The sequence below is a fragment of the Arthrobacter sp. NPDC055585 genome (assembly GCF_053619115.1).
The window spans coordinates 228,418-254,859 of record NZ_JBSHIT010000007.1; the positions used below are offsets into that span (position 1 = coordinate 228,418).

28 protein-coding genes are annotated in these 26,442 nt (G+C 63.7%); 12 read left to right on the forward strand and 16 right to left on the reverse strand.

The genetic code is table 11. From position 1 onward, the window contains the following. The first annotated feature begins 41 nt into the window (after positions 1 to 41). The 7 genes from ACWGQ2_RS13520 (at position 42) to ACWGQ2_RS13550 (ending at position 6,724) form a co-directional block, all read left to right on the forward strand. A complete protein-coding gene (locus ACWGQ2_RS13520) occupies positions 42 to 1,448 on the forward strand; it encodes a M20/M25/M40 family metallo-hydrolase (protein WP_452018072.1) in 1,407 nt (468 codons plus the stop codon). Positions 1,449 to 1,558: 110 nt separating this feature from the next. Next, the gene (locus ACWGQ2_RS13525; RefSeq protein ID WP_055241041.1) at positions 1,559 to 1,948 is read left to right on the forward strand and encodes a HesB/IscA family protein; all 390 of its coding nucleotides are present in this window, start codon (positions 1,559 to 1,561) and stop codon (positions 1,946 to 1,948) included. A gap of 186 nt (positions 1,949 to 2,134) precedes the next feature. After that, on the forward strand, positions 2,135 to 2,980 hold the full coding sequence (ctaC, locus tag ACWGQ2_RS13530; RefSeq protein WP_152227879.1) for an aa3-type cytochrome oxidase subunit II: 846 nt from the start codon (positions 2,135 to 2,137) through the stop codon (positions 2,978 to 2,980). 18 nt (positions 2,981 to 2,998) lie between these two features. Then, positions 2,999 to 4,726, forward strand: a complete 1,728-nt coding sequence (ctaD, locus tag ACWGQ2_RS13535) for an aa3-type cytochrome oxidase subunit I (protein ID WP_452018075.1) — start codon at positions 2,999 to 3,001, stop codon at positions 4,724 to 4,726. Continuing rightward, positions 4,723 to 5,124: a cytochrome c oxidase subunit 4 gene (locus tag ACWGQ2_RS13540; protein ID WP_452018077.1), complete on the forward strand. Its 402-nt coding sequence runs from the start codon at positions 4,723 to 4,725 to the stop codon at positions 5,122 to 5,124. Before ctaD ends, ACWGQ2_RS13540 begins: the two co-directional genes overlap by 4 nt. Positions 5,125 to 5,381: 257 nt before the next feature. Then, positions 5,382 to 6,143, forward strand: coding sequence for a GntR family transcriptional regulator (locus ACWGQ2_RS13545; protein ID WP_452018152.1), 762 nt, complete (start codon positions 5,382 to 5,384; stop codon positions 6,141 to 6,143). A gap of 23 nt (positions 6,144 to 6,166) precedes the next feature. Then, positions 6,167 to 6,724, forward strand: a complete 558-nt coding sequence (locus ACWGQ2_RS13550; protein ID WP_452018079.1) for a hypothetical protein — start codon at positions 6,167 to 6,169, stop codon at positions 6,722 to 6,724. Positions 6,725 to 6,840: 116 nt separating this feature from the next. On the opposite strand, the gene qcrB is transcribed toward ACWGQ2_RS13550, so the two are convergent. The 4 genes from qcrB to ctaE form a co-directional block, all read right to left on the reverse strand. Continuing rightward, entirely contained in the window at positions 6,841 to 8,535 is a 1,695-nt protein-coding gene (qcrB, locus tag ACWGQ2_RS13555; protein WP_452018081.1) for a cytochrome bc1 complex cytochrome b subunit, read from the reverse strand. A gap of 2 nt (positions 8,536 to 8,537) precedes the next feature. Next, positions 8,538 to 9,563 (reverse strand): cytochrome bc1 complex Rieske iron-sulfur subunit, encoded by a 1,026-nt coding sequence (gene qcrA / locus ACWGQ2_RS13560; RefSeq protein WP_452018083.1) that lies wholly within the window; start codon positions 9,561 to 9,563, stop codon positions 8,538 to 8,540. 85 nt (positions 9,564 to 9,648) lie between these two features. Further along, positions 9,649 to 10,434, reverse strand: a complete 786-nt coding sequence (gene qcrC, locus ACWGQ2_RS13565) for a cytochrome bc1 complex diheme cytochrome c subunit (protein ID WP_325788997.1) — start codon at positions 10,432 to 10,434, stop codon at positions 9,649 to 9,651. Positions 10,435 to 10,510: 76 nt separating this feature from the next. Further along, positions 10,511 to 11,149, reverse strand: coding sequence for an aa3-type cytochrome oxidase subunit III (gene ctaE / locus ACWGQ2_RS13570; RefSeq protein WP_082413525.1), 639 nt, complete (start codon positions 11,147 to 11,149; stop codon positions 10,511 to 10,513). 159 nt (positions 11,150 to 11,308) lie between these two features. Here ctaE and trpD point away from each other — a divergent pair, with 159 nt between their 5' ends. Further along, on the forward strand, positions 11,309 to 12,355 hold the full coding sequence (gene trpD, locus ACWGQ2_RS13575; protein WP_452018085.1) for an anthranilate phosphoribosyltransferase: 1,047 nt from the start codon (positions 11,309 to 11,311) through the stop codon (positions 12,353 to 12,355). 186 nt (positions 12,356 to 12,541) lie between these two features. Here the strand turns inward: trpD and ACWGQ2_RS13580 are convergent, their stop codons facing one another. Genes ACWGQ2_RS13580 through ACWGQ2_RS13600 form a run of 5 tightly spaced genes read right to left on the reverse strand, consistent with a single transcriptional unit; the run spans position 12,542 to position 15,732 of the window. Beyond that, a complete protein-coding gene (locus tag ACWGQ2_RS13580; RefSeq protein ID WP_091604742.1) occupies positions 12,542 to 12,823 on the reverse strand; it encodes an Lrp/AsnC family transcriptional regulator in 282 nt (93 codons plus the stop codon). Between the two features lie 34 nt (positions 12,824 to 12,857). Next, the gene (locus ACWGQ2_RS13585; protein ID WP_452018088.1) at positions 12,858 to 13,262 is read right to left on the reverse strand and encodes a DUF3054 domain-containing protein; all 405 of its coding nucleotides are present in this window, start codon (positions 13,260 to 13,262) and stop codon (positions 12,858 to 12,860) included. After that, positions 13,259 to 13,861, reverse strand: coding sequence for a TetR/AcrR family transcriptional regulator (locus ACWGQ2_RS13590; protein WP_452018090.1), 603 nt, complete (start codon positions 13,859 to 13,861; stop codon positions 13,259 to 13,261). Before ACWGQ2_RS13590 ends, ACWGQ2_RS13585 begins: the two co-directional genes overlap by 4 nt. Positions 13,862 to 13,885: 24 nt before the next feature. Beyond that, the gene (locus ACWGQ2_RS13595) at positions 13,886 to 14,590 is read right to left on the reverse strand and encodes an ABC transporter ATP-binding protein (RefSeq protein ID WP_452018092.1); all 705 of its coding nucleotides are present in this window, start codon (positions 14,588 to 14,590) and stop codon (positions 13,886 to 13,888) included. Next, complete coding sequence (locus tag ACWGQ2_RS13600; RefSeq protein WP_452018094.1) at positions 14,587 to 15,732, reverse strand: ABC transporter permease; 1,146 nt, start codon at positions 15,730 to 15,732, stop codon at positions 14,587 to 14,589. The genes ACWGQ2_RS13595 and ACWGQ2_RS13600 overlap by 4 nt, the downstream gene beginning before the upstream one ends. 166 nt (positions 15,733 to 15,898) lie before the next feature. Between ACWGQ2_RS13600 and ACWGQ2_RS13605 the strand changes: the two genes are divergently transcribed. Continuing rightward, a complete protein-coding gene (locus tag ACWGQ2_RS13605; protein ID WP_452018096.1) occupies positions 15,899 to 16,966 on the forward strand; it encodes a lysylphosphatidylglycerol synthase transmembrane domain-containing protein in 1,068 nt (355 codons plus the stop codon). Here the strand turns inward: ACWGQ2_RS13605 and ACWGQ2_RS13610 are convergent. The 4 genes from ACWGQ2_RS13610 to ACWGQ2_RS13625 form a co-directional block, all read right to left on the reverse strand. Then, positions 16,963 to 17,310 (reverse strand): UBP-type zinc finger domain-containing protein, encoded by a 348-nt coding sequence (locus ACWGQ2_RS13610; protein WP_452018098.1) that lies wholly within the window; start codon positions 17,308 to 17,310, stop codon positions 16,963 to 16,965. The two genes, ACWGQ2_RS13605 and ACWGQ2_RS13610, sit on opposite strands and share 4 nt — an antisense overlap. Positions 17,311 to 17,408: 98 nt before the next feature. Beyond that, positions 17,409 to 18,017, reverse strand: a complete 609-nt coding sequence (locus tag ACWGQ2_RS13615) for a hypothetical protein (RefSeq protein ID WP_452018100.1) — start codon at positions 18,015 to 18,017, stop codon at positions 17,409 to 17,411. Continuing rightward, positions 18,014 to 19,432: a glycosyltransferase family 2 protein gene (locus ACWGQ2_RS13620; protein WP_452018102.1), complete on the reverse strand. Its 1,419-nt coding sequence runs from the start codon at positions 19,430 to 19,432 to the stop codon at positions 18,014 to 18,016. The genes ACWGQ2_RS13615 and ACWGQ2_RS13620 overlap by 4 nt, the downstream gene beginning before the upstream one ends. Before the next feature lie 215 nt (positions 19,433 to 19,647). Then, positions 19,648 to 19,989, reverse strand: coding sequence for a hypothetical protein (locus tag ACWGQ2_RS13625; RefSeq protein ID WP_452018104.1), 342 nt, complete (start codon positions 19,987 to 19,989; stop codon positions 19,648 to 19,650). A gap of 196 nt (positions 19,990 to 20,185) precedes the next feature. Between ACWGQ2_RS13625 and ACWGQ2_RS13630 the strand changes: the two genes are divergently transcribed. Next, a complete protein-coding gene (locus ACWGQ2_RS13630; RefSeq protein WP_452018106.1) occupies positions 20,186 to 21,121 on the forward strand; it encodes an alpha/beta hydrolase in 936 nt (311 codons plus the stop codon). Between the two features lie 90 nt (positions 21,122 to 21,211). On the opposite strand, the gene ACWGQ2_RS13635 is transcribed toward ACWGQ2_RS13630, so the two are convergent. Both ACWGQ2_RS13635 and ACWGQ2_RS13640 read right to left on the reverse strand, forming a co-directional pair. Beyond that, the gene (locus tag ACWGQ2_RS13635) at positions 21,212 to 22,003 is read right to left on the reverse strand and encodes an SDR family oxidoreductase (RefSeq protein ID WP_452018108.1); all 792 of its coding nucleotides are present in this window, start codon (positions 22,001 to 22,003) and stop codon (positions 21,212 to 21,214) included. A gap of 111 nt (positions 22,004 to 22,114) precedes the next feature. Beyond that, a complete protein-coding gene (locus ACWGQ2_RS13640; RefSeq protein ID WP_452018110.1) occupies positions 22,115 to 22,627 on the reverse strand; it encodes an N-acetyltransferase family protein in 513 nt (170 codons plus the stop codon). Positions 22,628 to 23,288: 661 nt separating this feature from the next. Here ACWGQ2_RS13640 and ACWGQ2_RS13645 point away from each other — a divergent pair. After that, the gene (locus tag ACWGQ2_RS13645) at positions 23,289 to 23,591 is read left to right on the forward strand and encodes a DUF4193 domain-containing protein (protein WP_091604775.1); all 303 of its coding nucleotides are present in this window, start codon (positions 23,289 to 23,291) and stop codon (positions 23,589 to 23,591) included. Positions 23,592 to 23,779: 188 nt separating this feature from the next. Next, positions 23,780 to 24,361 (forward strand): peptide deformylase, encoded by a 582-nt coding sequence (locus ACWGQ2_RS13650; RefSeq protein ID WP_452018154.1) that lies wholly within the window; start codon positions 23,780 to 23,782, stop codon positions 24,359 to 24,361. On the opposite strand, the gene ACWGQ2_RS13655 is transcribed toward ACWGQ2_RS13650, so the two are convergent. Further along, entirely contained in the window at positions 24,358 to 26,433 is a 2,076-nt protein-coding gene (locus tag ACWGQ2_RS13655) for a S9 family peptidase (RefSeq protein ID WP_452018112.1), read from the reverse strand. The genes ACWGQ2_RS13650 and ACWGQ2_RS13655 overlap by 4 nt on opposite strands. Between the last annotated feature and the right edge of the window lie 9 nt (positions 26,434 to 26,442).

Below are 26,442 nucleotides of genomic sequence, written 5' to 3' on the forward strand. Positions count from 1 at the left end.
CCGCCTCGAAGCATGCAGAGCACAGTTGTAGGGTGTGGCCTATGACTTCCTCTTCCCACACCTCCAGCACGGTCCCGGATGAAGCAGCGCTGCGCGCCAGCGTGGCGGCGGCATTTCCCCGCACGCTCGAGGACCTGACCCGGCTGGTAGCTATTCCCGGCATCGCCTGGGATTCCTTTGACCCTGCCCATCTGGACCGCTCAGCCGAAGCAGTCGCCGAACTGCTCCGCGGAGCTGGCCTGGACGACGTGCAGATCCTGCGGGTGGACAACAACGGCAAGCCCGGCGGGCCCGCCGTCGTCGCCCGCCGCCCAGCGGCCCCGGGCAAGCCGACCGTACTCCTGTACGCCCACCATGACGTCCAGCCGCCCGGAGACCCGGCGCTCTGGGAAACCGAACCGTTTACCGCCACTGAACGCAACGGCCGGCTGTACGGCCGCGGCGCCGCCGATGACAAGGCCGGCATCATGGTGCATGCCGCGGCTCTCCGGGCTCTGAACGAAGTGCTCGGAAACGAGCCGGGCGTTGGCATCACGTTCTTCATTGAAGGCGAGGAAGAAGCCGGGTCACCGACGTTCCGCACCTTCCTCGAAACCCACCGTGACCTGCTCCGTGCCGATGTGATTGTGGTCGCAGACTCGGGCAACTGGAAGGTCGGCACGCCGGCACTGACCACGAGCCTGCGCGGGCTTGTTGACGGCACCTTTGAAGTGCGGGTTCTCGGCCACGCCGTGCACTCGGGCATGTTCGGGGGACCGGTCCTTGATGCCCCGACCCTCCTGGCCCGGCTGATCGCCACCTTCCACGACGAGCGAGGCAACCTCGCGATCGAAGGCCTGGAAGGATTCGACGACGCCGCAGTGGACTACCCGGAGGAAGACTTCCGGCAGGACTCCTCCGTCCTGGACTCGGTGCAGCTGGCGGGGGAGGGGTCCATTGCCTCGCGCCTGTGGACCAAGCCTGCCCTGTCCATCATCGGCATCGACGTGCCCTCGGTGGCAATGTCCTCCAACACCATCCAGCCCTCCGCCCGCGCGAAGTTCTCCATGCGGCTGGCACCGGGGCAGGATCCGGAAGCTGCGATGGACGCCATGGCCCGCCACCTTGCCGCCAACGCTCCCTTCGGCGCCGAAGTCACCTTCACCCCGGGGGAGCGGGGCAATGCCTTCGCGACGGACACCTCCGCGCCCGCTGCGCAGACCGCCCTGTGGGCGCTGGAAACGGCATGGGGCACCACCCCGGTGGAGATGGGCGTGGGCGGCTCCATCCCGTTCATTGCGGATCTTGTAGAGGTCTTCCCGCAGGCGTCCATCCTGATCACGGGCGTGGAGGATCCGGACTCCCGGGCCCATTCGGCCAACGAATCCCTGCACCTGGGCGACTTCGAAAAAGCCATCCTGGCCGAGGCCCTGCTTTTGGCTCGTCTGGGAATGCAGGAAACCTCCTAGGCCGTTACTGCCTATGGGGTGCGCCGACGTACCATTGAGTGAACTGGCACCGGCCTGCTCAGCGGCAAGCTGCTGAGCGGTCCGGACGCCCGGACGGAAAGAGAGAAGCAATGAGCACTTCCACGAGTGAGAACGCCGGCCTGGTTGGAACCGAAGCCGCCGAAGAACTGCCCACGCACGACGTGATGCTTTCCGAGGTAGCTGCCGGCAAGGTCCGCTCCCTCCTTGAGCAGGAGGGCCGCACTGACCTGCGGCTGCGGGTTGCCGTTCAGCCCGGAGGCTGCTCGGGCCTGATCTACCAGCTCTACTTCGACGAGCGTGTGCTTGACGGAGATGCGGTGCGTGACTTCGACGGCGTCGAGGTCATTGTCGACAAGATGAGCGTGCCGTACCTGGCCGGAGCCTCCATCGACTTCGAAGATACGATTTCCAAGCAGGGTTTCACCATCGACAATCCGAATGCCGGTGGCTCCTGCGCCTGTGGAGACTCCTTCCACTAGGCCTGAAAACACGGCTTTCGAGCCGTAATAGAGGGTATTCCGCCCGGCACGCGGTGCGGTCTGTCACTGGACAGCACCGCGTCCGGGGTAAGCTCTACACGTAGTAGTAAAACTGATCGTGCGCAGCTGGGGGGATTTTTCTGTCCGCTGTGCCGCACTTGCACGTAACAAGAGGAAGGGCCGTCTGTGAGTTCGCAGGACCGAACCAGCAGCCGACGCGCCAGGATCTTAAAGATCTCAGCCGTAACGTCGGCCGGCGCGTTGTTTTTATCGGGTTGTTCATCAGATGTCCAAAAGGGCTGGCTGCCCACGGAACGGGACACGACCAACCACACCGGCCGCATCATGGACCTCTGGGTCAATTCATGGATTGCCGCGCTGGCCGTAGGTATCCTCACCTGGGGACTGATCCTGTGGTGCATCATCGCCTACAGACGCCGGAAGAATGAGACCGGTTACCCCCGCCAGCTCAGCTACAACCTGCCGCTGGAAATCTTCTACACGGCGATCCCGCTGTTCATGGTCCTGGTGCTCTTCTTCTTCACCGACCGCGACATCCGGGCCCTCGATGCCCGCGTTGATGATCCGGACGTCATTGTGGACGTCCGCGGCAAGCAGTGGGCGTGGGACTTCAACTACGTCAAGGAAGACAAGTACTACAGCGGTGTCCAGGTCAACCTGGACGGCGAGGAAAAGTCCCAGGACGAATTCCCGACCCTGTACCTGCCGGTCAACAAGTCCGTTGAACTGCAGCTGAACTCCCGCGACGTCATCCACTCGTTCTGGGTACCGGCGTTCCTGCAGAAGCGGGATATGATCCCGGGCCGCACGAACTACATCACCCTCACCCCGCAGCAGGAGGGCACCTTCGAAGGCAAGTGTGCCGAACTCTGCGGTGAGTACCACTCTGAAATGCTCTTCAACGTGAAGGTCGTCTCCGAGGCCGAGTACGAGGCCTACCTCGCCACGCTGGACGATGGCCAGCTGGGCGCAGAGTACGACCGCAATACCAACCTGAATCCGACGAAGTAAGGAGGTAGGAGGAAAGCTATGACTACCCTGGAATACACTTCGGAGGAATCAGGCACGCGGGTTGCCCCGCGCGTTGTGCCGGTCTCCAAGGGACGCATTGTCGTCAACTGGATCACCTCCACTGACCACAAGACCATCGGGTACATGTACCTGATTGCGTCATTCATTTTCTTCTGCCTCGGCGGCGTGATGGCCCTGGTCATCCGTGCCGAGCTGTTTGAACCCGGTATGCAGATCCTGCAGACCAAGGAACAGTACAACCAGCTGTTCACCATGCATGGCACTGTCATGCTGCTGATGTTCGCAACCCCGCTGTTCTCCGGCTTCGCCAACGTGATGATGCCGCTCCAGATCGGTGCTCCCGACGTCGCCTTCCCGCGTCTGAACGCGCTGGCTTTCTGGTTCTTCCTCTTTGGCAGCATCATCGCCGTATCCGGGTTCATCACCCCGCAGGGCGCCGCGTCCTTTGGCTGGTTCGCCTATGCGCCATTGTCGAATACGACATTCTCGCCAGGCGTCGGCGGTGACCTATGGGTCTTTGGCCTTGCGCTGTCCGGCTTCGGCACCATCCTCGGTGCGGTCAACTTCATCACCACCATCATCTGCATGCGTGCCCCGGGCATGACCATGTGGCGTATGCCGATCTTCACCTGGAACACCCTGGTGACCGGCATCCTGATCCTGATGGCGTTCCCGCCGCTGGCCGCTGCACTGTTCGCCCTGGGCGCTGACCGCCGCTTCGGCGCACACATCTTCGATCCGGAGAACGGCGGTGCAGTCCTCTGGCAGCACCTGTTCTGGTTCTTCGGCCACCCTGAGGTGTACATCATCGCCCTGCCGTTCTTCGGCATCGTCTCTGAGATCTTCCCGGTCTTCAGCCGCAAGCCGATCTTCGGCTACAAGGGCCTGGTTTACGCAACGATCGCCATTGCTGCCCTGTCCGTGACCGTGTGGGCCCACCACATGTACGTGACCGGTGCCGTTATGCTGCCGTTCTTCGCCTTTATGACCATGCTCATCGCGGTACCAACCGGTGTGAAGTTCTTCAACTGGATCGGCACCATGTGGCGCGGATCGATCACCTTTGAAACCCCGATGCTCTGGAGCATCGGCTTCCTGATCACCTTCCTCTTCGGTGGCCTGACCGGCATCATCCTCTCGGCTCCGCCGCTGGACTTCCACGTCTCTGACACGTACTTCGTGGTTGCGCACTTCCACTACGTGGTCTTCGGTACCGTCGTCTTCGCGATGTTCGCAGGCTTCTACTTCTGGTGGCCGAAGTGGACGGGCAAGATGCTCAACGAGCGCCTCGGCAAGATCCACTTCTGGCTCCTGTTCCTGGGCTTCCACGGCACGTTCATGATCCAGCACTGGCTGGGCGTCATCGGCATGCCGCGCCGTTACGCGGATTACCTGGTGGAAGACAACTTCACCGCGATGAACCAGTTCTCCACCATCGCCTCCTTCGTCCTGGGTGCCTCGCTGATCCCGTTCTTCTGGAACGTGTACATCACCTGGCGCCACGGCAAGAAGGTTGAAGTTGATGACCCGTGGGGCTTCGGTGCCTCGCTCGAGTGGGCAACTTCCTGCCCGCCGCCGCGCCACAACTTCACGTCGCTGCCCCGAATCCGTTCGGAGCGTCCGGCCCTGGACCTGCACCACCCGGAACTGCAGCAGACCGTCACCAACGAGTCCGCACCGGGCAAGGTCTACGGTTCGGCTGACCGCAAGGAGAGCGTCCAGTGAAAATCGAGGCAAAGCTCTTCCTCCTGATGGCTCCGTTCTTCGCAGCGGTAGGCGTTGTCTACGGCTACCTCGTTGAGTGGATGGAACCCGTTGGCTTCCTGGCACTGTTCCTGACCGCCGGCATGTCCCTGATGATCGGGTACTACCTGATGTTCACGGCACGCCGCGTGGGCATGCGTCCGGAAGACCGTCTGGACGCCGAGATCCACGAAGGATCCGGTGAGCAGGGTTTCTTCAGCCCGTGGAGCTGGTGGCCGCTGGTCCTGGCGACCGCCTGCGCCGGTGCATTCCTCGGCCTGGCCGTGGGCTGGTGGGTGCTGTTCATCAGCGCCGGTCTGGCCGTGGTTGGTCTGATCGGCTGGGTTTATGAATACAGCCGCGGTAACCACGCGCACTAGGCCTTCGAGCCACAACTAAAGATCAGTTGACCGAAGGGTCCGCAGGAAACTGCGGGCCCTTCGGTTTTTTGCGTGCCACGGGTGCACGCCATAGAGGGAGGTGCTTTTGCCTTCTACAGGAAGGGACTTCGGTTCCCGGTATCCTAGGGAGAGCACTAAATCCGAGGAAGGTCCCGCGTCCCCATGCCTGAGTTCCTGCCTGTCCGGCCGGCTGCCACGCCGTGATCAAACGTGCCCTAAGGGCCTTTCCGGAAGGCATAGACCCGGCCTCGGGTGTTGCCAAGCACCGGCAGCTGGAGGAGATCCTGCGGCGGTTCGTGGCTCAGCACGCGCCGCCTGGTACGGCGGTCCCTTCGGAGAGGGAGCTGGCCGAACACTTTCAGGTAGCGCGCATGACGGTGCGCCAGGCCATCGACGCCCTGGTCGCAGATGAAGTCCTGGAGCGAGTAGTCGGCGTCGGAACCTTCGTGGCCCGGCAGAAGATGGACCTGCAGATCAAGCTGACCTCGTACAGCGAGGAAATGCACCGCCGCGGCATGGTGCCGGACGCCCGTGTCCTCACATTTGAACAGGTTCCTGCCTCCCATCTGGTGGCCCGTGAACTGCAGATCGACCCCGGCCAGCCGGTGGTCCGGTTCCGCCGCCAGCTGCTTGCCGACGGCGAACCGATGAGCGTCGACGAGAACTTTATCCCGGCCTGGCACGTGCCGGGCATGCTGGACGAGGATCCGCCGACCTCCCTGTACCGCGTCCTGAGCGAGCGCTACGGCATGGTCATCGAATGGGGTGAGGACACCATCGAGGCAACAGCGGCGTCGGCGTCCACGGCGCGGCTGCTCAACGTTGACCTCGGCGCACCGCTGCTGAAGATCCAGCGCCACGCCTACGTCTCACGGTCCATGGTTGACTACTCGGTTTCCTATTACCGCGCTGACCGTTACAAGCTCTGGGTGCCGCTCCAGCGCCCCGGAATGCGGACGCCGCGCACTTACCACCCCGGACGCCACCAGGCGACCTGAACCAAGAATGGAGGGATCGCCGAATGGAGATCCTGAGGATGTACAAGCAGGACCCGCCGCGCGGGATGCTGTTCAAGGAAGCCGTGTATGAGCCCGAGGACGGCTCGCTCATGATCACGAAGGGCAGGGTTGGCCACGAAGGCTCCGTCTCCGTACGGGAAGACGTGGACGCCGAACAGGCGGAGAAGCTGCTGGGGGAGTTTGGGACCGCCGCCGAGGCGGAGGGCTACGCCGAGATTCCCGACGAGGACCAGCACTGGGTTATTGCCCAGTACGCGCTCAAGTCCAAGGATGGAACGGAGCGGGACAGGTATCTGGAACACAAGGCCGCCACAGCGATCGGCACCTATTTCTCCTGGCGTGGCCTGGGCTCCGTGGAGGAGACCGGGTTCAGTCCGTACAAGCTGAACATCCTGTGCCTGGTTCCCGACGTGAAACTGGCCGTCAAGGGGATCCAGGTGGTCCTGCGGGAGTCCCGGCTGGACTTCACTAAACTCAGCATCGGGGCAGCGCCCTTCGCTGACCTGGAGCATCCCGTACGCAAATACCCGCTTCCGTCGAAAGTTCCGTTCGAGCTCTAGCTCCGAAGTCCAGGGGGCTGCCCTCGGCCCAGGCGCCCTGAAGCAAAAGCACTAGAACCACAGACAAGAAGAAGCCCCCGTTCCGAAAGGACGGGGGCTTCTTCTATGCGTGGTGCTTAGTGCTTCTCGATCGAAACCGGAGCGTCATCCACTTCGCTTGCCTCAACTTCGGCATGCGGTTCGTGGTGGTGAGCCGCTTCGAGTTCGGCCGGCGACACCGGGGCGACGCGGTCTTCGAAGAAGAACCGGGAGATCGCTCCGCGGCGCTTCTCGCTGCGGCTGATCTTGCCCTTGGCGTCCGGCTGGGCCGGCAGTACCTCGGGGGAGTCGAACGCAACCAGCTTGTAGCGCTTGAACTCGTCCAGCGGTTCGTGGACCTCGATGTACTCACCGTGCGGCAGGCGGACAATGCGTCCGCTCTCCACGCCGTGGAGGACAATCTCGCGGTCCTTGCGCTGCAGCGCCAGGGCGATGCGGCGGGTCACCATGAATCCGATTACCGGTCCGAAGAAGAACAGGAAGCGGAGCCAGTAGGTCACATCGTTCAGCGACACCATGAAGTGCGTGGCGATGAGGTCGGAGCTGGCAGCAGCCCACATGACGCAGTAGAAGATGACGCCGGCAACACCGATGGCGGTGCGGGTCGGAGCGTTGCGCGGGCGGTCCAGCAGGTTGTGGATGCGCTTGTCCTTGGTGACCCAGGCTTCGATCCACGGCCAGGTGAAGAGCAGGCCGAAGACGATGCCTGCGGGCACGAGGGCCGGCAGCAGCACGTTCAGGGACAGGGTGTTGACGCCCCAGGGGAACGGAATGTTCCACTCGAAAGGGAAGCCGAACAGCCAGCCCGGCATCAGTCGCAGGGCGCCGTCAACCCAGCCGATGTACCAGTCAGGCTGCGTACCTGCGGACACGGGGGAGGGGTCGTACGGGCCGTAGTTCCAGATCGGGTTGACCGTAAAGACAGCCGAGATGAAGGCAACGATGCCGAAGACGATGAAGAAGAATCCACCGGCCTTGGCGGCGTAGACAGGTCCAACGGGGTAACCGACAACGTTGTTGTTGGTACGGCCCGGGCCGCGCCACTGGGTGTGCTTGTGGATGACGACCATGAACAGGTGGATGGCGATCATCAGCAGGATCAGGGCAGGAACCAGCAGGATGTGCAGGACGTAAAGCCTGCCAATCACAGCCGTGCCGGGGAACTCGCCGCCGAAGAGGAAGAAGCTGATGTAGGTGCCAACAACCGGGACAGCCTTGATAACGCCGTCGATGATGCGCAGGCCGTTGCCGGAGAGCAGGTCATCGGGGAGCGAGTAGCCGGTGAAGCCGGCAGCCAGGGCCAGGATGAGCAGCACGCCGCCCACAACCCAGTTCAGTTCGCGGGGCTTGCGGAACGCGCCGGTGAAGAACACGCGCAGCATGTGCACCGAAACGGAGGCAACAAACAGCAGGGCCGACCAGTGGTGGACCTGGCGCATGAAGAGGCCGCCGCGGACGTCGAAGGAGATGTCCAGCGACGAAGCGTAGGCGACGGACATTTCTACGCCCTTAAGCGGGACGTAGCTGCCTTCGTAGTGGGTCTCCGCCATGGACGGATCAAAGAAGAACGTCAGGAACGTTCCGGAGAGAAGCAGGATGACGAAGCTGTAGAGCGCCACTTCACCAAACATGAAGGACCAGTGGTCAGGGAAGACCTTGCGGCCGAACTCCTTGACCATCATCGAACCGCTTACACGGGAGTCGACGAAGTTGGTAATGCGCCCGAGCTTGGTCTTCGGCTCGTAGCTGCCGGTTGCAGCGGTAGCACTCATGATCAGCCACGCTCCCAATAGCTCGGTCCAACGGGTTCAGTGAAGTCGCTGGTGGCGATGAGGTAGCCCTCGTCGTCAACGGCGATCGGCAGCTGCGGCAGTGGACGGACGGCCGGACCGAAGATGACAGCGCATTCCTGGGTCAGGTCGAAGGTGGACTGGTGGCACGGGCACAGCAGGTGGTGCGTGTGCTGTTCGTACAGTGCCACCGGGCAGCCAACGTGGGTGCAGATCTTGGAGTAGGCAACGATGCCGTCCACGGACCAGTCTTCGCGTCCGGGGGAGGGGTGCAGCTCGGAGGGGTCCAGGCGCATCAGCAGGACAACTGCCTTGGCCTTCTCCTCGAGCTTGTGCTCGGCGTCGTTCAGGCCTTCGGGGATCACGTGGAAGGCAGAGCCCAGGGTGACGTCGGAAGCCTTGATCGGAGTACCGCTGGGGTCCCGCGTCAGACGCACGCCGTTGTCCCACATGGTGTGGCGCAGGACGTCGCCGGGCAGCGGACCGAGGTCGCGGAACAGCACGATTGCGGGCAGCGGAGCCAGCGCCATGGCACCCAGGAGGGTGTTGCGGATCAGCGGGCGGCGCTTGATGCCGGTTTCCTCGATGATGTCGCCGATCATCTTCTCGGCGACAACGCGGTCCTCTTCCGGACGGATCTCGTGGCGTTCCTCGATGACCTCATGGTCCGGCATAAGCGTCTTGGCCCAGTGGACAATGCCGACGCCGATGCCGAGCATCGCGAAGGCGGTGCCCAGGCCCAGGAACAGGTTCTGGACGCGAAGCGTACCGATGCTCTCATCCAGGCGGATAAAGAAATATCCGTAGAAAAACAGGAGCGTACCGAGAGCCGAGATGGCGAAGAGGATCGCCACCTGCTTCTCGGACCGCTTCTCAGCCCGGGGATCCGTGTCGGCCAGGCGAGGGCGGTGCGGGGGAAGTCCAGGATTCTGGAACTCCCCTTCTTCGCCCTGGCCAGCCGTAGCAACGGTGCCCGAGGTGTTCGGACTGCCGTGACTATGGTCGCCCATGATCCCCCTCATCCTTCTCTTGAAACTGCATTAGTAGACCTATGTGTAACTGTGATGTCACCCCGGGGGGTGAGCGCGGCGATGACTAGGAAGACCGGGAGGTCAACCAGATGGTGAAAGCGATGATCAGGCCCAGGCCGGCTGTCCAGATGAACAGGCCTTCAGAGACCGGACCGAGTGAACCGAGCTCGGCTCCGCCGGGGGAACCGTTGGCTTCGATGTTCTTCAGGAAGGTGATGATGTCCTGCTTCTCCTCGGGGGAGAGGTTCGCATCAGAGAAGACGGGCATGTTCTGCGGGCCTGTGACCATGGCCTCGTAGATGTGCTGCTCGCTGACACCTTCCAGAGCCGGAGCGAACTTGCCGCGGGTCAGGGCACCGCCTGCGCCGGCAGCGTTGTGGCACATGGCGCAGTTGACGCGGAACAGCTCGCCGCCGGCAGCGGCGTCGCCGGTGGTTTCCAGGTACTGCTCTTCCGGAACGGAAGGACCGGCGCCGAGGGAGGCGACGTAAGCGGCCATCTGTGCGGTCTGTTCTTCGTTGAACTGCTGCGGCTTCTGCTGGGCCTGCGGGCCCTGCATGGCCATCGGCATGCGGCCGGTGCCAACCTGGAAGTCGACGGATGCGGCACCGACGCCTACGAGGGAGGGGCCGTTCTCGGTTCCGCTGGCCTCCATGCCGTGGCAGGTGGCGCAGTTCGCAATGAAGAGCTTCTCGCCCTGCTGCACATCATCGGCAGTGTAGGTGGTGGCGGCCTGGGCTTCGTTCGCTCCGGAAGCAGCTGCATAGATGCCGCCGGTAACGATGAGGCCCAGCAGCAGCAGTGCTACTGCTGCAAGGGGATGACGTCGCCTTTGCGATAGTGCCTTCACTTAGTGGTTCCTAACTTGTGTGGTCTTTTGGTTACTCGTGCCACTTTGAATATTGCTGTGGTGCTGCCCGAACGGACTACTTGAGGAAGTAGATGATGACGAAGAGGGCAATCCAGACCACGTCGACGAAGTGCCAGTAGTAGGACGTCACGATCGCAGAGGTCGCTTCGAAGTGTCCGAACCGCTTGGCGGCGTAGGCACGTCCGATGATGAACAGGAATGCGATCAGGCCGCCGGCCACGTGCAGGCCGTGGAAACCGGTGGTGATGTAGAACGAGGAGCCGTAGGCGTTGGAGGAGAGCGAGATCCCGTGGGACACGAGTTCTGCGTACTCGAAGGCTTGGACGGCTACGAAGATGGCGCCGAGGAAGAAGGTCAGGTAGAACCACTCGACCATTCCCCAACGGGCAATCTGGAAGAGCCCGCCGGTGCGGCGCGGCTGAAGCCGCTCAGCGGCGAAGACGCCGAACTGGCAGGAGAAGGAGCTGGAAACAAGGATCACCGTGTTCACGAACGCGAAAGGCACGTTCAGCTTGGCCGTCTCGATCTCCCACATCTCGCCCGAGGTGGAGCGGAGTGTGAAGTACATCGCGAAGAGCGCAGCAAAGAACATGAGTTCGCTGGAGAGCCACACCACGGTCCCTACGGAGACCATATTGGGGCGGTTCAGCGTGGGGTGAGCCGGGGTACTGGGGGCATGGGTCGCTGTTGTCACATAGACATTATGGCCGTAAAACTGCCCAGTTCACCAACAGAACCAGACGAACGGCGCGTCCGGTTCGTTCCCAAACCGCCCACTTCCCAGCAACGGCGCGGAACTTGCCGTCCGGAAACAAATCAGCATTTTCTACGATTCGTAGATAACCTAGAGCGTGTGAGTACGTTTTCGAGTTCCGAGCACACCTGGCCGTCGCTTATTACCGCGCTCATCGCGGGGCAGGACCTGAGTTCCGAACAGACCTGGTGGGCGATGAACACGATTATGGCCGGGGAGGCATCCGACGCCCAGATCGCCGGGTTCCTGGTTGCGCTGCGGGCCAAGGGTGAGAGTGTCGAAGAACTCACCGGTCTGGTTGAGGCAATGCTGGAGAACGCCCGGCCCATCGACATTCCAGGTGAAACGCTGGACATCGTGGGGACCGGCGGAGACAGGCACAACACTGTCAACATCTCTTCGATGGCTGCGCTCGTGTGCGCCGGTGCCGGAGCCAAGGTTGTGAAGCACGGCAACCGCGCGGCGTCGTCCTCGTCGGGTTCCGCAGATGTCATTGAAGCTCTTGGCGTCCGGCTGGATCTTCCCGTGGACCGTGTTGCCCGGGCCGCTGTCGAAGCCGGCATTACGTTCTGCTTCGCCCAGGTGTTCCATCCCTCCATGCGCCACGCGGCAGCTGCCCGGCGTGACATGGGCGTGGCCACCGCCTTCAACTTCATGGGTCCGCTGACCAATCCTTCGCGTCCCTCTGCCTCGGCCATTGGCGTCGCGGACGAGCGGCTCGCACCGCTGATCGCCGGCGTCCTGGCTGCCCGCGGCGTCCGTGCCCTGGTGTTCAGGGGCGGTGACGGGCTGGATGAACTGACGACCACCGGCACCTCCACCGTCTGGGAGGTCCGCAACGGGGCCGTAGAGCGCTCAACAGTGGACCCCCTGGATCTCGGGATAGCCCGCGCCACCCTGGACGATCTGAGGGGCGGAGACGCCGCGGCGAATGCCGCCGTCGTCCTCAGTGTGCTGGCAGGGGAGCGCGGCCCGGTCCGGGACGCAGTGCTGCTGAACGCCGCCGCGGCGCTGGTTGCCCTGGATCCGGCCGCTGAAGGAACCCTGACCGAACGGCTGAAGGCGGGCCTGCGCCGGGCCGAGGAGTCCGTTGACAGCGGCCAGGCGCGCAAGGCGCTGGACCGCTGGGTTGAGGTCACCCAGTAGAGCCGTCGAAACGGACATAAAGCCGCATAAAAATACAGGGAGGGGAGGCGGACCGCACGGTCCGCCTCCCCTCCCTGTGATGTCTTGTTAGGGCCCGGAATGATGCGCATTACCGGGTGAATTCGTTACCCAAACGTTGCCGCCGGAGCCCTGCGGCCGCGCAAATTCAGTGTTTTGCGGGCCTAATTATCCGTCGAAGCCCAGCGAGAACGCGGCGTCGAGGTCGTGTTTTGAGTAAGCCCGGAAGGCAATCTGGGTGGTGGTGCCGATCACGCCCGGGACCTTCGAGAGCCGGTTGGCAATGGCGTCGGCCAGGTCCTCGTGGCGGCGCACACGGGCGATGGCGATCAGATCCCACTCTCCGGTGACCGAGTAGACCTCGCTGATGCCTTCAATCTCGGAGATTTCCTCCGCGCACTCCGGAATCCGGGCCGAGTCGGTCTGGATGAGTACGAAAGCGGTGATCATGGCTTGCCTTTCCTTCTCCTGCTGGGCACCGGAATCAGGCCCTGTTTATGAGCCTAGTTGAATCGCGCCGGGAGCGCCTGTGCATGACAAGCGCGGCGGCCAGCCGCGGGAGAAGGATGAACGCGCCGAGAACGCCAAAAGTGACCAGCTGGAAACTGACCGCAGTGCCGCCGCCGGCCAGGGCACGCAGCGCCAGGCCGCCTCCGGCAGTCAGCAGCCAGAGCACCACCCCGTGGGGCCACACCGAGGCCGGGTGCCGCCACATCCGCAGCAGGGCCCAGCCGGCCAGCGCGGCGGCGATGAACGGGGAAGCGGTCAGCAGGACACCAACGGGATCCACACCGTGGGCATGTGTGTCCCGGCCCAGGGCGGCAAAAACAATAATGAGGACGACGTCGGCAGCCAGCTGTGCGGCCCAGAGCCTTGACGGGCGGTTCACGGCTGAACCTCCGCTGCGCTGCCGCCTTGTTCACGGATATAGGGGCCGAGCAGCTCGCGGACAAGGCGTCCCACCTGCTCCTGTTCCGTACCGGATTCAAGCAGCCGGGTTCCGGTGTGCACGATCGCGTTGATGAGTTCGGCGGTGCTGTGCGGGTCTTCGGCGCCAAGGTCCTTCAAGGCGCCTACCAGCGGGTCCAGGATCGCCTGGTGCATCTGAGCGCTCTGGGCGTCGAGTTCTTCGCTTGGTGCCACGGCTGCCAGGGCGCTTCCGACTGCGTGCTCACCTTCGGCCACCAGGGCGATGTTGGTCAGGACGTAGGCAAGGATCCGGTCAGCGGGCTGCTTTTCCGCGTTCATGGCGTTTTCCACCCGCTGTGCCCAGCGGGGAAAGACGTCCATGACCAGAGCGTTAAGCAGGTCTGTCCGGGACTTGTAGTACTGGTAGGCGCTGGGCCGTGCGAGCCCGGCCAAGGCGGCCACCTCAGCCATGCTGGGTGCTTCGCCGGTGCGGGCCAGGAGCGTCCTTGCGGCGTCCAGGAGGGCCCTTTGCTGTGCGGCACGGTGTTCAGCCACCGTTGGCGCGGTAATGCGGGGCAAAGAGCCCTCCTGTTCGTGCAGTGTCTAGCTTGCGAGCCGTCCGTCAACCATCTCGACGACCCGGTCGCAGTGATGGAGGACATCGTGATCGTGGGTAACCATAACAGTAGCAACCCCGAACTCATGGGTTTCCCGGGCGAGGAGCTCCACAACGTCCTGGCTGCGTTTGCGGTCCAGGGCGGCAGTGGGCTCATCCACCAGCAGGAGCGAGGGCTTGGACACCAGTGCGCGGGCAATGCCTACGCGCTGGCGCTCACCACCGGAGAGCTGGTCGGGACGGCTGTCCAGCTTGTGGCCCATGCCAACGGCGTCGAGCAGTTCCTTGGCGTTGAACTTGCCCTTCATCTTGGCCATCCGGTGAATCAGCTCAAGCTGTTCGGAGGCGGTCAGGGCGGGGATGAGGTTCCCGGACTGGAACACAAAACCGATGTTCTCCAGCCGGAACCGGGCTTTGGCGGCCTTGCTCAGTGTGGAGAGATCCGTTCCGTTGACACTGACCAGGCCGGTATCCGGTGCGGTCAGCGCCCCGGCGACGGCGAGCAGTGAAGACTTGCCGGCACCGGAAGGGCCGACGACGGCGACTAGCTCACCGGGTTCGACGGCCAGGGATACGTTATCCAGGGCCTGGACGGTGCTTTCGCCGTCGCCCAGCGCCAGGTTGGCGTTTTCAATGCGCAGGCCGCGGGTGCCGACCTTTGCGCCTGCAGGGCTGGTTTGGGGGGTGCTCATCGCTGTCCTCCTAGTGCGGCCAGGGGATCAACCCGGGAAATGCGGACGATGGCGATCGCGGCACCGAGGACGCCCATGAGGATCGTCACAGCGGTGGCGGTGGAGATGGGGCCGGCCTCAAGTGCGAACGGCATGGCGCTTCCGGACAGCCATGCGCCCATGCCGAGGCCAGCTGCTACGCCGACTGCGGTGGACAGGACCAGAATCACTACGGCCTGGAAGATGCCGTCACGCAGCAGGTAGCCGGTGGAAGCACCAACGGCCCGAAGTACGGCCAGCTCGTGCTTGCGCTGGATCGTCCATACCGTGAAGAAGGCACCGACAACCAGGGCGCAGATGGCGTAGAGGAAGATCTGGATCATTTCGAGCGTCATCGTCTCGGCTGTGTAGCCGGGGGAAGCATCGAAGGAGCCTTCCAGCGTGGAGGTGACAGTGCCGGCGGCGGCGTCGCCTGCAGCAAAGTCCAGGTCTGCGCCGTCTTCGGCCTTGATGGCGAGGGCGCTGGCGGTGTCGAAGTCCACAGCGGCAACGTCCGCCTCGCCCGGAGCACCGGGCTGGGACTGTCCGCTTGCGATGTACTGCCAGGTTTCCAGCGGAAGGTAGGCCATATCAACGTGGCCGAAGGTTGCCTGGCCGTCAGTGAAACCAACAACGGTCAGTTCGACGTCGAGGCGGTCCAGGGTGATGACCGAACCGAGCTCGATGCCGGCGTCTTCTGCGGTCGCAGAGACCACCATCTCATTGGCGGCCTGGACCTCGCGTCCTTCGCCAACAGCGGGGGCGAGGAAGGAATCCGAGTCGATACCGAAGAGGGACAGGTCAACCTGTGTGCCGTCTTCGGTGGCTCCATTGATGATCGTGGAACCCAGCATGGTGACGTCCTCTACACCCTCCTGGGTGCTCCAGGCTTCTGCCTGGGAAGGATCGACAATGCTGCGGGAGAAGGCATTGTCGGTTTTGGTGCCCTCGTTAAAGGCAATTGCCGTCGCCGGCATGGCCTTGAGGCCGGACACCCCGTCATTTACGAGGCCGGAAGACAGGCCGGAGAGAAGGACCATCAGAACGGCAATGAGGGCGATGACGCCGCCCATTAGTCCGAACCGGGCCCGAGCGAAACGCAGTTCGCGCAGCGCTAGGAACATGAGAAACCCCTTGATTGTTTGGGTATATAGGTTGCCGACACGCAGTCAGCAACATACCAACATCATGTCACTATGTTTTGCCAGCACCAAACAGCGGTCACAGTTTCGGGCCCGGAAGAACCGGCGCGGGTATCGGCGCGGCCCTCTGCTCTGGTGTGCTTGAAAGATGACTCGGGTGCGGGAGGCCTGGCACCGGATACGGCGGTCACGGGTGCTGCGCTGGATAGCTGCTGGCGTGCTGATGCTGCTCATTCTCGAGTACGTGGTGCTGCCGCAGATTCTGGGGTCTGAAAATGTCATAGCCGCGCTTCGGGGGCTTCCTCCGATACTCGTGCTGGTGGCAGCCGCATTCGAAGCGCTGTCCCTGTGCTGCTACAGCGCGCTGACCAAAGTGGTGCTGCCGGGAACCCGGAAACCCCGGTACTTCACGCTGCTGCGGATCGACCTCAGTGACCTGGCTGTCAACCACGTCGTGCCCGGGGGAGGGACGACGTCGGCAGCGGTGCGCTATGCCCTCCTAACCCGCGCCGGCGTACGTCCACAGGACGCACTCAGCGCAGCTATGGTTCAGGTGGTGGGCGCCAACCTCGTTCTCGGGGTCCTCTTCGGGGCTGGAGTGCTCACCGCACTCGGTGAGGTGCGGATCAACCGGTACTTCATCACCGCAGGCATCGCCGTGCTGGTGCTGCTGGCCCTGAGCCTGTCGGTTTTGTCGGTGCTGGACCGGCACCTGGACGCCGCCGTCCGGGCGGCGCGCAGGACGGCACACTTCATCCGGTTCATCAAACCCGAATCAGCTGAACGATTCGTGCGGACCATGGCGGCGGAAACCGCGATGTTCCGCAGGGATCCGCGGCGGCTGGTCCTGGCCCTGTTTCTGGTGATTTGCTACTGGGGTTTCGACGCCGCCTGCCTGGCCACATTCCTTGCCGCCTTTGGGCACATTCCGGCGCCGGGTGAGCTGCTCATCGCCTACTCGTTGGCGAACCTCGTGGCACTGACTCCGCTGACGCCTGGAGGCGTAGGACTTGTGGAGGGCGTGCTGGTTCCTACATTGGCGGGCTTCGGAGCCCCCAGTGCTGCCGCGCTGCTGGCGGTGCTGTCCTGGCGGATCCTGAACTTCTGGCTGCCCATCCCGGTGGGCGGGCTGGCCTGGCTCTCGCTGCGCCTGGGTGTGCTGAGGAAGTCTGCCGTGCGTGGAACCCCAGGGGACGGCCGCCTATCCCGCGGCTAGCGCAGCAGGTTCATCCAGTCCGGCGGGACGCGTCCGGCCGGACCCGGAACCGGCTGGGACGCCGGATGCGCCAATGGAGGCGCCAGCTGCGGACCAGCAAAGACCGCCTCTTCCGGATAGCTGTAGAACCAGTCCTCACCGGGTTCATAGCTGCGGATCACCGGATGCCCGGTGGCCTGCTCATGCGCGGTGGCGTGCTGGCCGGGTGAATTGTCGCAGCAGCCGATGTGGCCGCACTCGGCGCACCGTCTCAGATGGAACCACCACCCTTCCGCCTCAGTGCACTCCACACAGCCCGGCCCTGTGGGCGGAACAGCGGGATCGATGCCTGGTACGGATTCCATGGCGGCCTCCTCTGGCACACGGCTGGAGTTCCACCACAGTAGCTACTTCCGGCTCCGCCCAGAAGCGGTTTAGGGAAAACGGACGACGGCGGAGCGCGCTATCCCTCCGGCGGGGTCCCGGCGCCGGGCGCCTCACTCGCATAGCCAATGGTGAGCGTGTCCAGGACAGTCTGCCGGGTAAACACCCCGCTGTCCGGTTCCGTTTCGGTCAGCAGGTCGATGGTGAACAGCACGGTGGTGCTTGTAGCCGAGGGGTTGGCGGGGAGCGCAAAGCCCGAGGTGTAGGCATACGGCGGTTCCAGGGCGAAGCTTCCCTGATCGTTCGTGAGCTCCACGCCCAATGCATCTACCCGGGCGTTGAAGCGGGTGACCCGGACGGCCCCCGGGGAGGACTCGCCGTCGATCTTCACGCTGACGTTAATAATGGGTGAAGAATCCGGCGTCCATTCGGCCGGGGATTCGTTTGTCCAGTAGTCGACCACCAGAGTGTGCGAAGCTGCTCCCAGGCGGTGGGTGGTGGAACCTGCGGCCAGATCGTTTTCGGCGGCGGGTCCCGGTTCCCGGGTCTCTTCGGAGCTTGCAACGGCTTCGCTGCTGCCGGGAAACCCGGGGACTGCGCATGCCTGCAGTCCCAGCATCAGCGCCAGGACGGCTGCCGCGCCGATGGTGCGTCCGGTTCTGGAAGCGCTGCGGTGTACGCCGGTCATACTTTGAACCCCCGGTGCCGGCGCAGTGCCTTGCGCAGCATAAACAGGGTCTGGACAAGTGTGGTGATGTACAGGATCGGCCAGCCGATAGCCAGTACGGCGGACTGCAGGCTGTCAGGGAGGTTGAGCCACGCGAAGGTTAGTCCCGCGATGATGACCAGTGCCACAAGGGCGGGCATCAGGAATCCGTAGCCTGCGCCCCGCTCGGCCCTCGCCTGGGCTGCCCAGTTGTCGGTCTGCTGACTCGAAAAGAACTTGGCCCAGGCCCGGACGAAGTGTCCGATGCGCAGCCAGAGATAGAGTTCAGCCGGAAAGGCAAACAACGCAAAAGCGATATCCCGTGCGCTCCGGTCCTTGATGGACAGCGCGATGCGGAGGTTGAGGATCACAGCAACCAGGGGCGGAATGAGCCAGAACCAGTAGAAGACGTAGGCGCCTATGCTCAGCGAGGCGGTGAGCAGCAGAAGGAAGCCCATTCGGGTGACGATGTTGAACAGCATGGAGATGTTCTCGCTCCAGCGCAGCCTCAGGTTGGGGTGAAGGGGCTGGCCCGGGGTGTTGCTCCGCTGCCCCGGCCACATCAGGTCGATTGCACCGTAGTTCCACTTCACCTGCTGGCCGTCCAGTGCACGAAGGGTCTCCATGCCTCCCACCGAGGCTCGTGACTGGGCGGAGATCTTCGTGGCATAGCCGATGCTCTTGATCTGCAGTGAGAGCAGAGAGTCCTCCACCTCTGAGTCCTTGACCCACGGCGTTGCCTGACGGTTGTCGACCATGACGTTCTTGAGGGCTTCCATCGACAGGATGGAGCACTGGCCGCCGAGGACGGCCATGTTCCGCCCTCTGAGCAGGTTGTCCATATTGAATGCCGCAAACTGTGCCCTTTGTCCTGTCGTGAGGAATTTTGAAATGAATCCCTTTTTAGGTTCGGCGACAGTGTAAATTGCTGAAACGCCGCCTACCCGCGGGTCGCTCAGGATTTCCTTTTCGAGGTGTTCGACGGCGTGTTTATCCAGGATGGTGTCACCGTCAACGCCCAGGAAATAGTCGTACTCATCGCAGACCTGGCTGAACCCGTAATTGAGGGCTCCCACCTTCTTGTCAGTGTTGACGCCAATGTCGTGGACAAACACCTCGGTCTGGTAGGTGAGGTCCTGGTAGGTGTGTTCATGGGGTCCGGCGAACTCTCTGGCCAGGTAAAACGTCTCATCATCGGTGTTATTGATGACTACGTGGATGACGTCCGGCAACCGGGTCTGCTTCAGGATTGCGTTGAGGACGTCGACAATGGTGTCCTCTTCGTTGTACGCCGGAATTACGCAGGCAATGGTTGCCCGTTCGGACGATTTTTCTACGACTTTCCGCTCTACTACTTTCAAGTAGTCAGCGTGGGGTATTTCCCGATCCGTGATCATTGAGCCTTCCTCCAGGCATCTCCAGCCTCACCGCTTCTGCAGTCTGCATTGGCAATCCTTGCAGGCGGAATACTCGAGTAATCGAAAGTTTCCCGCAGGAAATGCTCAAATTTGGACGCAGTCCAGTTTTTTTGGGCGTGCAGTACAGGTAGTCAGGGTGGGGGAGGCGGGCTCTGCGCGTACTTAGGCGCTCATGGCTGGACGGCAGGGCAGGATCAGAGCAGCTGGGCCAGGACTGCAGCTGCGGCCAGCAGCCCCAGCAGAGTTCCCTGTGCCGGCGTGCCGAGCCGTGCGGTTCGTCCCAGGAGTCCGCCCGGCACCTGATGCATCAGCCAGTTGCGGCGGGCGTTGATCTTGCGCATGGTGGTCTGTCCCTTCTTCCTGCAGGTGCTCAGCCAGGCCGTGAGTATTTTTAGTCTGCTTCGCTCCGGCGCGGTGAAGCCAACCAGCAGGCCGTGATTTTGGCTGCGTGCCGGTGTGGGCAGAGCCATACCCGTGTGCCGGGTGGGAACAGCGGGAATGTCAGCCCCGGCACAGGAGAAAGTGAATCTGCGCACGGCGGGACCCCATCTGCCCCGGGATCACGCGGATCCGTGCCGGGGTTCGTTCAGGTGCGCATCCTAGCCTGAAAAGATGAAAAAACTGCCCCTGGCGGCAGCAGGGTTCATGGCTTCAGCCGTAGCCGCAGCCGGAACACTGGCCGCAACTGTAATACACAAAGATCCAAGACCTTCCGCCCTTTTAATCCGCGGAGTGTTCTCCAGCGGAGGGAAGGTCCAGCTGCACAAACTGCGCAAGCACGTTCCGTCCGGGGGAGTGCTGGCCCACCGTTCACTTCCCTATCTGGGCAAGCACCCGCGCCAGTCCATGGATGTGTTCCTGCCAACCGATTCCGGTCAGGGGCCGCACCCCGTTGTGGTGTGGGTGCACGGCGGTGCCTGGATTTCAGGGTCCAAGGAGAACGTGGCTCCCTACCTCGAAATCCTCGCCGGCCACGGCTACGCGGTGGTGGGCGTCGGATATTCCATCTCGCCGGAAGCCAGCTACCCCCAGGCCGTGATCGAACTGAACCAGGCGCTGGGCTATCTGCGCGAACACGCGGGGGAGTACGGCATAGATCCCGACAGGATAATTCTGGCCGGCGACTCGGCCGGGGCACAGCTTGCGGCGCAACTGGCGCTGATCATCACGGACCCCGGGTATGCTGCCCGCACCGGCGTTACTCCGGCTGCAGCACCCGAGCATCTGCGCGGAACCCTGCTGTTCTGCGGGGTGTACGACCTCAAGACGATGGCAAAGCTCAAGGGGCCGCTGGGTTGGGGATTCCGGACCGCCCTGTGGGCCTATTCAGGTTCAAAGGACTGGGCATCGACACCGGCGGCTGAACATATGTCCATCCTCGATCATGTGGGGGAAAACTTCCCGCCCACCTACATTTCCGGCGGCAACGCCGACTACCTCACCGAGCAGCAGTCCAGACCGCTGGCGAAAAGGCTGAAGGAACTGGGGGTTCCGGTTGTGGGACGGTTCTGGCCCAAGGAGCACAAACCGGCTCTGGGGCATGAGTTCCAGTTCAAGCTGCAGCTCAAGGACGCCCGGATGGTTCTGGCGGACACTCTCAACTTCCTGGATGCCGTCACCGGTAATTCCCCGGTCCCGGTGCGTTCCGACTTCCAGGCCACGGCCTAGCCGGGAAAACCCAGCCACGAACCCTGGTGGACAAAGTGCCGGCCCGCTGAGCGGGCCGGCACTTTTGGTTTGCTGCAGGAGGTCCCGGTGCTAGGACTGCCAGATGTCGTCGCCGCGCAGGGTGGCGTCAGCGCCGCCGTCGCAGTAGATGGTCTGGCCGGCCAGGTGCGAGTTTTCCTCGCTGGCAAGCCACGCCAGCAGACGGGCGATGACAACGGGCTCGGAGTGGCCGTTCAGCGGCATCGGAACGTTCTCGTCCACCATCTTGACGCCCTCCGGCGTGGCCAGGAGTTCCTTGGTCATCGCCGTCAGGACGGTGCCCGGAGCTACGGCATTCAGCGGGATTCCGTTGCCGGCGTAGAGTTCGCTGACCGACGCACGGCGAACCCAGCGGCTCAGGGCGCGCTTGGAGGAGGGGTAGTTCAGGTACCCGATCTGCGGTCCCTGGTCTGCAAGCTTCTGGCCGATCTGGCGGGCCAGTGCCTCGTCGCCGGCGAGCATGGCGTCAACCAGCTCGGGGGAGTTGGGCTGCAGCGAGGCCATGGAGCTGACGACGACGGCGCGGGGCGCCTCGCTGCGCGCCAGCACCGGAGCGAGCCGGTCCAGGAATTCGGTGACTCCGAAGAAGTTGACGGAGACAGTCAGCGGAACCGGAGCGGAGATCCCGGCGCAGGCAATCACCGCATCCACGGTGCCGCCTGCGAGTTCAACCGCGCGGTCGGCAGCGGTCTGGCGTCCCTCGGGGGTGCTGAGGTCGGCCTCCACCTCGGCGTTGCGCAGGTCAATACCAATGACGGTGTTGCCGCGTTCTTTGAGCAGCTGAACGGTTGCTGCGCCAATGCCGGAAGCGGATCCTGTGACGATATAAGTACGTGTTGTCATACTTCGAGGTTACTCCCGCTGAAGGCGTGATATACGGGGGTGATGCTGAGGCCGGTCCCGACGGCGGCACATTGAATCCAGTCCAGGGCTCAGAAGGTTCAGGGGTTTTTCCTACCTGACCATCCGGACGCTGGTCAGCCCGGGAACCGGGGTATCGGCGAGCTCGGTTCCGTCTGCCTCAAATCCATTCCGCCGGTAGAAGGCGTGGGCGCGGGGGTTGTCCCTGGCAACCCAGAGAAACGCCGGATGGAGGGGAAGCACCGAGTCGAGAAGGGCCTGGCCGGCGCCGGTGCCGTGGCTGCGCCGTTCCACATAGAGCATGTTCAGCTCTGTTGGCCGGGGTGCTGTGCCATCCGCGGCATTCCCGGCTGCGGCGAATCCAATAATCCGGCTGCCTGCCGCGCCTGTGTCCGCTGTGACGGCTACGGCCACCGCAACGCCGTCAGGGCGGTTTCTGGACAGGCGGGTCCACATGGCTTCGCGCTGTTCCAGGAACCGAGGCGTGAAGAATCCGGGCGGGAGCTGATCGGCGTAGGTCTCCTGCCACGAAGTGACATGAAGCCGCGCCAGTGCCGGGGCGTCGGCTTCACGGAGCTCGCGGACAGCAAAGGCTGCTGGTGTCATGGGGTGGACCCTACATCGGGGCCGGCGCCCGGTACAGGGGACCGCTTCCGAAACGCTAGTTGACATAATGTAGATTATCGGCGCACGAGGCAGTACTGCGAAGAGGGTCCCCCGCAGTGCTTTGTACCAACCCGCGCCGGCGCGCTTCCAGCCGTGCGTTTCACCGCCGGCAGCTCCGGCTGCAGTGACTCTTTTGACAGCCCCAGAACCCCTGAGCAGACCCCGGGCGCCGCACAGCCCGTTTTCCCGGCAAGGTACCTCACGTGTTTTTGCTCATGTTCGCTCCGCCGGGCCGCCTCAATTTGGGTTGACATAATCTCCCCCGCAGCCTGGACGCTCTGGATTGCAGGTTTACATAACGCGGCCACACTGCCCTGGGAACATTTGTGCAGGGTGCGTCGTTGTACCGGGCGTTGACCTGCAGAAAGGCGGAGAATGCGCGGAATTGGCCGGCTCCTGCACGGCACCGGCCGGATGTCTGACCCGCAGCAAGCGGGCCGCGCAGCACCCGGGCACCAGCGGACGGCCGGTACCGGACTGCAGGTTTCTGCGGTTTAGGCCACAGAAAGACCTATTCAGATGCCGTTTGGTGTGTTATGCGGCTTCACCGATATGATCTACGCTCGAACCCCCCCACAATTTCAGGAGACAAGCACTACACATGGCTACCGATTACGATGCACCGCGCGTCAAAGAAGAAGACCAGCCCACGGACTCTTTGGAGGGGCTGAAGGCCCAGCAGCGCGGCGGAGCGATGACGGCGGTTATCGACGTCGAGGAATCCGACGCCATCGACGGGTTCGACCTTCCGGGTGCGGACCTTTCCGGTGAAGAACTGCTGATCAAGGTTGTTCCGGCACAGGCTGACGAGTTCACCTGTATGTCCTGCTTCCTGGTCCGCCACCGCTCCCAGATTGCACTGGAAAAGAACGGCGACAAGTACTGCGTGGACTGCGAGGGCTAAGAGCTCTCCCCCGCACAAACAACGAGGCAGGTCCCGGGCAGTGATGCCCGGGACCTGCTTTTGTCTTTAACGTCCGGCAGGAAGGCTGCCCCGGGTTGCCGCCGGCAGCGCGGCACTAGGATGGATCCGTGATCTACGAACCCGGCGCCGCGGAGTCCCCCGCCGATATCCGCTCCCTGGTCCTTCCGATGCTGGAACAAGACCTTGTACCCATTGTCCAGCTGGGGCACCCTGTGCTTCGGCAGTCCGCCGCCCCCTACACGGGGCAGCTGCAGCCTGACGAGCTGCAGGCCCTGATCGAGCTGATGCGCCGGGTAATGCACCATGCACCGGGAGTAGGCCTGGCAGCGCCGCAGATTGGCATTCCGCTGCGCCTGGCGGTGCTGGAGGACGCGTACGCGCCGGATCCGGATGCTGCCGAGGTGCGCGAGCGGACACCGCTTGAATTCTTCACCATCATCAATCCCCGCTATGAGCCGCTGGACGGGGAAACTGCCGCGTTCTACGAGGGCTGCCTCTCCTTTGAGGGGTACCAGGGCGTGGTGGAAAGGCACCGTTCGGTACGGCTGGATTACGAGGACGAGCACGGCACGGCCCGGCAGCGCACCTTTACCGGCTGGCCCGCGCGGATCGTGCAGCACGAAACAGACCATCTCAACGGGATGGTCTACGTGGACAAGGTCCTCACCCGCTCGCTGTGCTCAAACGCCGAGTACCCGCGCTGGGCCTCCCCTGACATCGGAGAGGCCCGGCGCGGGCTGGGTTTCTAGGAACCCTGTACTGCCGGCGCGGGTTCGTGCTTCCCCGCAGCTGCGGTGCCCGGGTTTGCCGGGGTGGGCAGCCACCTGGCCCACCAGCGCAGGATGTGCTCAAACCGCTGGCGCCGGTGCCACGGAGTGCCGGTCCGTGAGAGCTCATGGTTCTCACCCGGGAAAAGCAGCAGTTCTGTGGGAACGCCCTGCAGCTTCAGTGCCGTGTAGTACCGCTGCGCCTGCTCCACAGGGCAGCGCAGGTCTTCCTCGGAGTGGATGACCAGGGCCGGGGTGCGGACCTTGTCCACCTGGGCGAACGGGCTCTGGGCTGCCACCTTGGCCGGATCCGTTCCGGTGTAAGCGGCTGAGAAGAACCAGCCGATGTCCGAGGAGCCGATGAAGGACAGCGGATCCAGGAAACCTCGTTCCACAACTGAGGCGGTGAACCGGTGGTCCTGGGAGATGGTCCAGGCCGTCAGGTAACCGCCGTAGGATCCGCCCATGACGCCAAGCCGGGCGCCGTCGAGCTCCGGATGGGCGGCCAGGGCACCTTCGAGGAACCCGAGTACGTCCTGGAGATCCAGGGTGCCCATGGCTTCCTTGATGGCCCGCCCGTGTTCCTGGCCGTAGCCCGAGGAGCCGCGCGGGTTGCACATCAGGACCGCGTAGCCGGCAGCAGCGTAGGTCTGGGCTTCGTCGAACAGCCCCCAGCCGTACTGGGAGAACGGCCCGCCGTGGATATTCAGCAGTACCGGATGCGGTCCTTCGCCCTCCGGCAGCACAACCCAGCCGTGGACCGGGTAGCCGTCGGCAGACGGATGGGTTTCCTCCAGCAGCGGCAGCACGCCCGCTGTGGCGCGGAAGGCAGCGGAAAAATCCGTCAGGACGCGCAGCTGCTCCGGTGCCGAGGGATCCACTGCCGCGACGTCCCCGCTGGTCTGCGAATCGGTAAAAGTGACGACGACGGCGCCGGCCGCCTCTGCCGCGCCGGTGACCACCCGCGGGCCGGACACCAGTGTGCTGAGCTCACCCGTGCGGTCCGCCCGCAGCAGTTCGCAGGCGCCGCGGCTGAGGTTGAACACCAGCACCCGGTCTTCCCCGGCAGGGAGGATCCCGCCTCCGGCGAGGTCCATGGTTTCCGGATCCGTCAGTCTCACGGCAGCGGCAGGATCGGCCATCGGCGCGGCGTACAGGGCCGTGTTGCGCGCCACGAAGTCCAGCCCGGACTCCGACACGTCCTGGCCGAGGTAGTACAGCACCGTGCCGTCGGCACTTTGCAGCGGATGGGACACCGTCAGCCGGGGTCCGGCGAGGTTGGTCAGCCGGCACGGCTCCCCCGTGCCGTCCGCTCTCAGCTGGTACACGTCGGTAACCAGATCGGTGTCGGCGCCCTCATGCAGTGCAGCGCTGAAGAGAACCGAGGACCCGTCGGCACTGAAGACCGGATTCTCGACGTCGGCATCCAAGCTGGTCAGCTGAAGTGCCTCAGGAAGCCCGCTGGACGTCTGATCCCGGTCCGGGCTCTCCGCCGCCGCCCGGCCCACCGGCGTCACAAACGGTTCGGCGCCAAGGTCCGGCAGCGTCAGGACAAAGGCCTGGATGAACTTGTCACGCGTGTAGCCGGCGCCATTCATGCGGTAGTTCAGCGTGGTGATCAGGCGCGGGTCCTCTGCTCCGGCGGAGACGCCGTCGAGCGTTCCGTACCGCCCCTGCTCCGGAACGCGTGAGGAAAATACAATCCGGGCGGAGTCCGGCGAGAAGCGGAACCATGAGACACCCAGATGCCGGTCGGTGAGCTGGACCGGCTCTCCGCCGCCGGCGGGCACGGCGTAAAGCTGCGGGCGAACACCGGGCACGGAGCGCAGGAAAGCGATCACTGATCCGTCCGGGGAGAACTGGGGTGCGGAGTCGCTGAACCCGCGCGTCAGCCGCCGCGGAGCTGATCCATCCAGGCCGATGCTCCACAGCTGGCCAACGTAGGAGTCGGCCGCGAAGTCGGGCCGCTGGACGGAGACGACGGTCCGGGTGCCGTCGGGGCTGAGGGAGGGTTCGGAGACGGAGTTCAGGAGATCCAAATCACTGGGTTTCATGGAACCGAG